Raw genomic sequence first — 6101 nt, 5'->3', positions numbered from 1 at the left:
GGCGGGTACATCTAACAAATTGCTGATGGCCAAAGCATTACAAGCCGGTCTCTCTGCTGTTGGCTTGTCGCTTGCTGATGGTTATAGCTGTAAAGTGACACAGCTTGATCCTGAGTTAGGCGCAGTGGGGGTCTGTAGTGCCAATAACCCTAGCTTAATTAATGGGTTATTAAAGGCTGGACATCTACCTGTCATCTCATCTATTGGGATTGGCGAAGATGGGCGTTTATATAATGTCAATGCAGATCAAGCTGCGATAGCAATTTGTGAGCTGGTGGATGCAGAGCTAGTTTTCTTGTCTGATGTTGATGGCGTTTGGGATGCTCAGAAGCAAGTTATTCCTGAGCTAAACGCTCAATTAGCTGATACACTAATGGCTGAAAATGTAATTCAAGATGGTATGGCGGTAAAAGTAAAAGCGGCACTACAAGCCGCGAATAAATTAGGCTATGTAATATTAGCTAGTTGGAAAAACCCTGAAAATTTAGTGTCATTGCTTGCGGGTAAAGCAGTGGGAACAAAAGTCATTAAATAGAGAAAAATCATGGAAAATTTACTAACAGGTATGGAAATGTCCCAGCAACAGGCACTGGATCTGATTGCTCTGGGTAAAGATTTAAAAGCAAATCCGGGCAAATATAGCCAAGTATTAGCGGGTAAAAGCGTTGTGACTCTGTTTGAAAAAGAGTCATTACGGACTCGTGTGACATTTGATATTGGCGTCAATAAATTAGGCGGCCACAGCGTTTATTTAGATCAAACTAACGGCGCAATGGGTAGCCGTGAAGATGTTAAAGATTTTGCTGCTAATATTTCGCGTTGGGCTGATTGTATTGTCGCGCGTGTATATGACCACAACACGCTACTGGAAATGCAACAGCATTCGCGTGTGCCTGTTATTAATTCTTTATGCGATCTCTACCATCCTTGCCAAGCAATGGCTGATTTTTTAACTATTTCAGAGCAGTATGATGATGTTTCTAAAGTTAAACTTGCTTATATAGGCGATGGTAATAATGTCACCCACTCATTGTTTATCGCCGCTGCTATTTTAGGTGCAACTGTCACGGCAGTGTGTCCAATAGGCCACAGCCCGGATGCGCAAATAATGAAAATGGCAGAAGGCATTGCTGCTAAAACTGGCGGACGTATCAATGTAACCAATAATCTCGAAGATATTAAAGGTTATGATGTTGTTTACGGAGATACCTGGCTTTCAATGGGGGATACTACACCGCTTGCAGAGATCAAGGCTAAGTTTATGCCGTACCAAATCAACCAAGCATTGCTAAATTTTACTGGTATCAAACACGTATTACATTGCCAGCCAGCACATCGTGGTTTAGACATTACTTCGGATGTGATGGATGGTCCTGCTTCGTTGATTTTTGACCAAGCAGAAAATAGAATGCACATTCAAAACGCTATTATGCTTACCCTAATTAATAAATAATGATTGGCTTCAAAATTACTTGAACTTTGTTTTCAAAATAACCCGTCATTTAAGGTTTTTTGGAAACAATTTAGATCAAGTTATTGTGTGACGATTCATAAATAATAGAGAAAGGAAAATAAGTCATGAGTAAAGTTAAAAAAGTGGTACTTGCTTATTCTGGTGGTCTTGATACTTCAGCAATTATTCCGTGGTTAAAAGAAACCTATGATGATTGTGAAATTGTGGCTTTTTGTGCTGACGTTGGTCAAGGTGCTGAAGAGCTAGTTGGTTTGCAAGAAAAAGCCTTAGCATCGGGCGCTTCTGAGTGTCATATTGTTGATCTTAAAGAAGAGTTCGTTAAAGATTATATCTATCCAACGATGGCGACCGGCGCAATTTATGAAGGAACTTATCTCTTAGGGACTTCAATGGCTCGACCTATCATCGCCAAAGCGCAAGTCGAAGTCGCGCTTAAAGTCGGGGCTGATGCACTTTGCCATGGCTGTACGGGTAAAGGTAATGACCAAATTCGTTTTGAAAGCTGTTTTGCGGCGCTTGCGCCTGAGCTTAAAGTCATCGCACCTTGGCGTGAATGGGATATGGTCTCACGTGAAGATCTACTTGATTACCTTGCTGAACGTAATATTGAAACGACAGCGAGTGCAACAAAAATTTATAGCCGTGATGCCAATGCGTGGCATATTTCGCACGAGGGGGGGGAGTTAGAAAACCCATGGAATGAGCCGAGTAAAGGTGTTTGGACATTGACAGTAGATCCAATTGATGCACCCAATGAGCCTGAATACTTAACCATTAAAGTTGCCAATGGGCGTGTTGTTGCGGTTGATGACGTTGCATTATCTCCATATGCTGCGCTTATGCTGTTAAATAAAAAAGCGGCTGCTCATGGTGTTGGTCGTGTTGATATTACAGAAAACCGAACTGTTGGCATGAAGTCTCGTGGTTGTTATGAAACCCCCGGGGGGACAGTAATGGTGACTGCACTGCGAGGCATCGATGAATTAGTTCATGATAAGCCAGCACGTAAATGGCGGGATCAAGTAGGCCAAGAGTTTGCTCATTTGGTTTATGACGGTCGTTGGTTTACACCGCTTTGTGGTTCTTTACTTGCTGCATCAGAAGCATTAGCGAAAGATGTGAATGGTGAAGTGGTTGTTAAAATGTACAAAGGTCAAGTTACCGCTGTACAGAAGCGCTCTCCAAATAGTTTATACTCTGAAGAGTTTGCGACATTTGGTGACGATAATGTTTATGACCAAAAACATGCTGAAGGCTTTATCCGTTTATATTCACTGTCAAGCCGTATCCGTACGCTGAATAAAAAATTAAAATAAACATTCTAAGCTGATCTTCAATTCCTGTTTCGCCTAACCGTCAAGCAGGAATTGCTATTTATATCTGTTCTAATTTGTATATAAACAGAGAATGAATATAAATAGCAAAACAACTAATAAAAATTGATGGAGCATTAACATGGCATTATGGGGCGGGCGTTTTAGCCAAGCGGCAGACGTAAAATTTAAACTATTTAATGATTCATTAAAATTCGATTACCGTCTTGCCGAGCAAGATATAATAGGTTCAATCGCATGGTCTCAGGCACTAAGCACGGTTAACGTATTAACATCCGATGAGCAAATGAACTTAGAAACTGCATTAAATGAACTTTTAGTGTCAGTACAAGAAAATCCACAGCAGATATTACAATCGGATGCCGAAGATATTCACTCTTGGGTCGAAACTCAACTTATTCAAAAAGTGGGCGATTTAGGTAAAAAATTACACACCGGACGTAGTCGTAACGATCAAGTAGCCACAGATCTTAAATTATGGTGTAAGAAAACCGCTCAAGAACTGATTGTCCACCTCGATACATTAGAAGCAAAATTGATTGAGCTTGCACGCATTCATCAAGCTGTTGTCTTACCTGGTTATACTCACTTGCAACGAGCGCAACCGGTCACTTTTTCTCACTGGTGTTTAGCTTATTTGGAGATGCTCGAACGTGATCATAGTCGTTTAGAAGGCTGTATTGAACGTTTAAATACTTGCCCGCTAGGCAGTGGTGCATTAGCCGGAACCGCATATGCAATAGATCGTACTGCATTGGCCCATTCACTTGGTTTTGCTCGGGCGACGCGTAATAGCTTAGACTCAGTATCAGATAGAGATCATGTTGTTGAGCTAATGAGTTGTGCGACACTTTCGATGGTACACTTGTCGCGTATGGCTGAAGATCTTATTTTCTATAATAGTGGTGAATCGGCTTTTGTTGAAATGTCTGATTTGGTGACTTCAGGTTCATCACTCATGCCACAAAAGAAAAATCCAGATGCGATGGAGCTAATCCGTGGTAAATCAGGGCGTGTATTTGGTTCATTAGCGGGTATGTTAATGACATTAAAAGGATTGCCACTCGCATATAATAAAGATATGCAAGAAGACAAAGAAGGCTTGTTTGATGCGCTAGACACGTGGGGAGATTGTTTAGCAATGGCTGCTATGGCGTTAACTGATCTTAAAGTTAATGAGACACGCACGAAAGAAGCGGCGCAAGGGGGCTACTCCAATGCCACCGAGTTGGCCGATTATCTTGTGGCTAAGGGTATCCCTTTTCGTGAAGCGCACCATATTGTCGGTGTGGCAGTTGTGTTTGCAATTGAGAAAGCCGTGCCGTTAGAAGAGTTAACCGTTACCGAATTTAAGCAATTCTCTGACGTTATCGAAGACGATGTTTATCCTACGTTAACCTTAGAAGCAACACTTGCAGCGCGTAAAGCGCAGGGTGGCGTTGCACCAGAACAAATTGAATTTGCATTAACTGAAGCTGAAAAACGATTAATAGGACGTGATACGAAAGGTATTGTGATCAGAGACGCTCGCTTAACTGATATAGAGCGTATTGAATCAATGGTTAACTATTGGGCAGAAAAAGGTGAAAACCTTCCAAGAGTTAAATCAGATCTTGCTGAGTCACTATCTGAATTTGTCGTAACTGAGCTAGATGGCAAAGTAACAGCTTGTGCATCTGTACATATTTATGACACCGGCTTAGCTGAAATTCGTTCTTTAGGTGTAGAGCCTGGATTCGAAGGTCGCGGACAAGGCACTGCCTTGGTTAACTTATTAGTTAAACGTGCGGAAAAATTAGCGATAAAGCGTCTATTTGTATTAACTCGTATGCCTGACTTTTTTATGAAGCTTGGTTTTAGTCCAGAAAGTAAAGCAACAATGCCAGAAAAAGTATTAAAAGATTGCGCAATGTTTGTGAGCCAACATGCCAGCGACGAAAAGGCATTAGAGCTGAATTACAAAACAAGTATGTTGTTACATAAAGAAACGAGTAAAAGTTAACAATTAAATTTAGTTAAAAAGCGTGTTTCGATTACAATTTAGATTAATAGAAACACGCTTTTTTGTTTATCTACTCGTTACCAATCAAGATACATTATTCAGTCGCTGACTCGTACAGCAAGGCAAGGATCAAGCGATTTACCTCACAACAGCTGAAGTTGGCATCTTGAATGGTTATATCCATACAAGTTAGTTATTTTCAGCTAAATATTCATTCTTTAAATTAACATAATGTGTGGCAGACCGTTTTAGGAAAGCGAATTCATCCTCCGTTAGCGGTCTTGCTTGTTTCGCAGGTGAACCGACATATAAAAATCCTGATTTGAGAATCTTGTTGGGTGGAACCAATGAGCCTGCTGCCAAAATAACATCATTATCAATAGATACATTATCTAAAACAATTGCTCCCATACCAATTAAAACGCGATCCCCTATTTGGCATGCATGCAATACTGCTTTATGCCCAACCGTAACATCTTCACCTATATCTAAGGAGTACCCCTCACCAGTTGCTTCTCCCTTGCGTGCAACGTGCAAGACGCAACCATCTTGAATATTAGTGCGTTTACCTATCCTAATATAGTTAACATCTCCGCGTAATACACACATCGGCCAAATGCTCACATCATCAGCTAATTCAACAGCCCCGATAATGGATGAAAAAGGGTCAATATAAACAGCATCTCCAATGGCTGGATAATAATCTTGATAGGCACGTAATACAGGAAGCATAAAAACCTCAAAAGCTAACTAAAAAAGAAACTATACGATAAGAGTGTGTGGATAACAACACTCTATTTGTGGGTAACTTGTTTGTAAGTTGGGTATAAAAACCAATTGTAGAAATAACCTTATTTTATGTATAAAACACTTGCCAATGTGATCGATGTCTCTATAATGCGACCCCACAGACACGGGCTGCAACGCCAGTGACTGAGAATGAAAGAGGTTACTTTTAATGACGTTTAACGTTGATTGAAAGATTGAAATTTCTTGTTTTAAAAAGATTATCTTTATAAAACATTAAATAATAAGCCTTGACTAAGTTCGCTGGTAGCGTAATATGCGCACCTCGCCGAAAGGCACGCTCTTTAACAATTTAATCAAACAATCTGTGTGGACACTTATTGTTGATGTGATTTCAAAAAAATCAAAGTCCTTTCCTGTAAAGGCAACATCAATATAGTGACACACGAAATGATAAATTTATTTATCATTTCAGAATAATAAAATCACTTCGGTGATTAGTTTTAGTCAGTAGTATTGAGTCGTATCGAAAGATACACATTAA

5 protein-coding genes are annotated in these 6101 nt (G+C 40.2%); 4 read left to right on the top strand and 1 reads right to left on the bottom strand.

The genetic code is table 11. The features are described 5' to 3' along the window. From KSO91_RS15600 to argH, 4 genes are all read left to right on the top strand, one after another. Positions 1–535 (top strand): amino acid kinase family protein (locus KSO91_RS15600; RefSeq protein WP_238743954.1); only part of this gene is annotated, 535 nt, incomplete at its 5' end. Between the two features lie 9 nt (positions 536–544). Further along, positions 545–1453 carry an ornithine carbamoyltransferase gene (locus KSO91_RS15595; protein WP_238743953.1) on the top strand — a complete coding sequence of 303 codons (909 nt, stop codon included), beginning with the start codon at positions 545–547 and terminating at the stop codon, positions 1451–1453. Positions 1454–1578: 125 nt separating this feature from the next. Next, on the top strand, positions 1579–2790 hold the full coding sequence (locus tag KSO91_RS15590) for an argininosuccinate synthase (protein ID WP_238743952.1): 1212 nt from the start codon (positions 1579–1581) through the stop codon (positions 2788–2790). Positions 2791–2929: 139 nt separating this feature from the next. Further along, positions 2930–4810, top strand: coding sequence for an argininosuccinate lyase (gene argH, locus KSO91_RS15585; protein WP_238743951.1), 1881 nt, complete (start codon positions 2930–2932; stop codon positions 4808–4810). A 189-nt stretch (positions 4811–4999) separates the two neighbouring features. Here the strand turns inward: argH and KSO91_RS15580 are convergent, their stop codons facing one another. After that, complete coding sequence (locus tag KSO91_RS15580; protein ID WP_238743950.1) at positions 5000–5542, bottom strand: gamma carbonic anhydrase family protein; 543 nt, start codon at positions 5540–5542, stop codon at positions 5000–5002. Positions 5543–6101 lie beyond the last annotated feature (559 nt).

Origin of the sequence: Psychromonas antarctica (assembly GCF_022267535.1) — a bacterium.
GTDB classification, from domain to species: Bacteria; Pseudomonadota; Gammaproteobacteria; order Enterobacterales; family Psychromonadaceae; genus Psychromonas; species Psychromonas antarctica.
This window is presented reverse-complemented; position numbering and strand designations above follow the sequence as displayed.

Coding starts and splice junctions, on each gene's coding strand:
- KSO91_RS15595 (WP_238743953.1), top strand. CDS start 545: ATGGAAAATTTACTAACAGGTATGGAAATGTCCCAGCAACAGGCACTG.
- KSO91_RS15590 (WP_238743952.1), top strand. CDS start 1,579: ATGAGTAAAGTTAAAAAAGTGGTACTTGCTTATTCTGGTGGTCTTGAT.
- KSO91_RS15580 (WP_238743950.1), bottom strand. CDS start 5,542: ATGCTTCCTGTATTACGTGCCTATCAAGATTATTATCCAGCCATTGGA.
- argH (WP_238743951.1), top strand. CDS start 2,930: ATGGCATTATGGGGCGGGCGTTTTAGCCAAGCGGCAGACGTAAAATTT.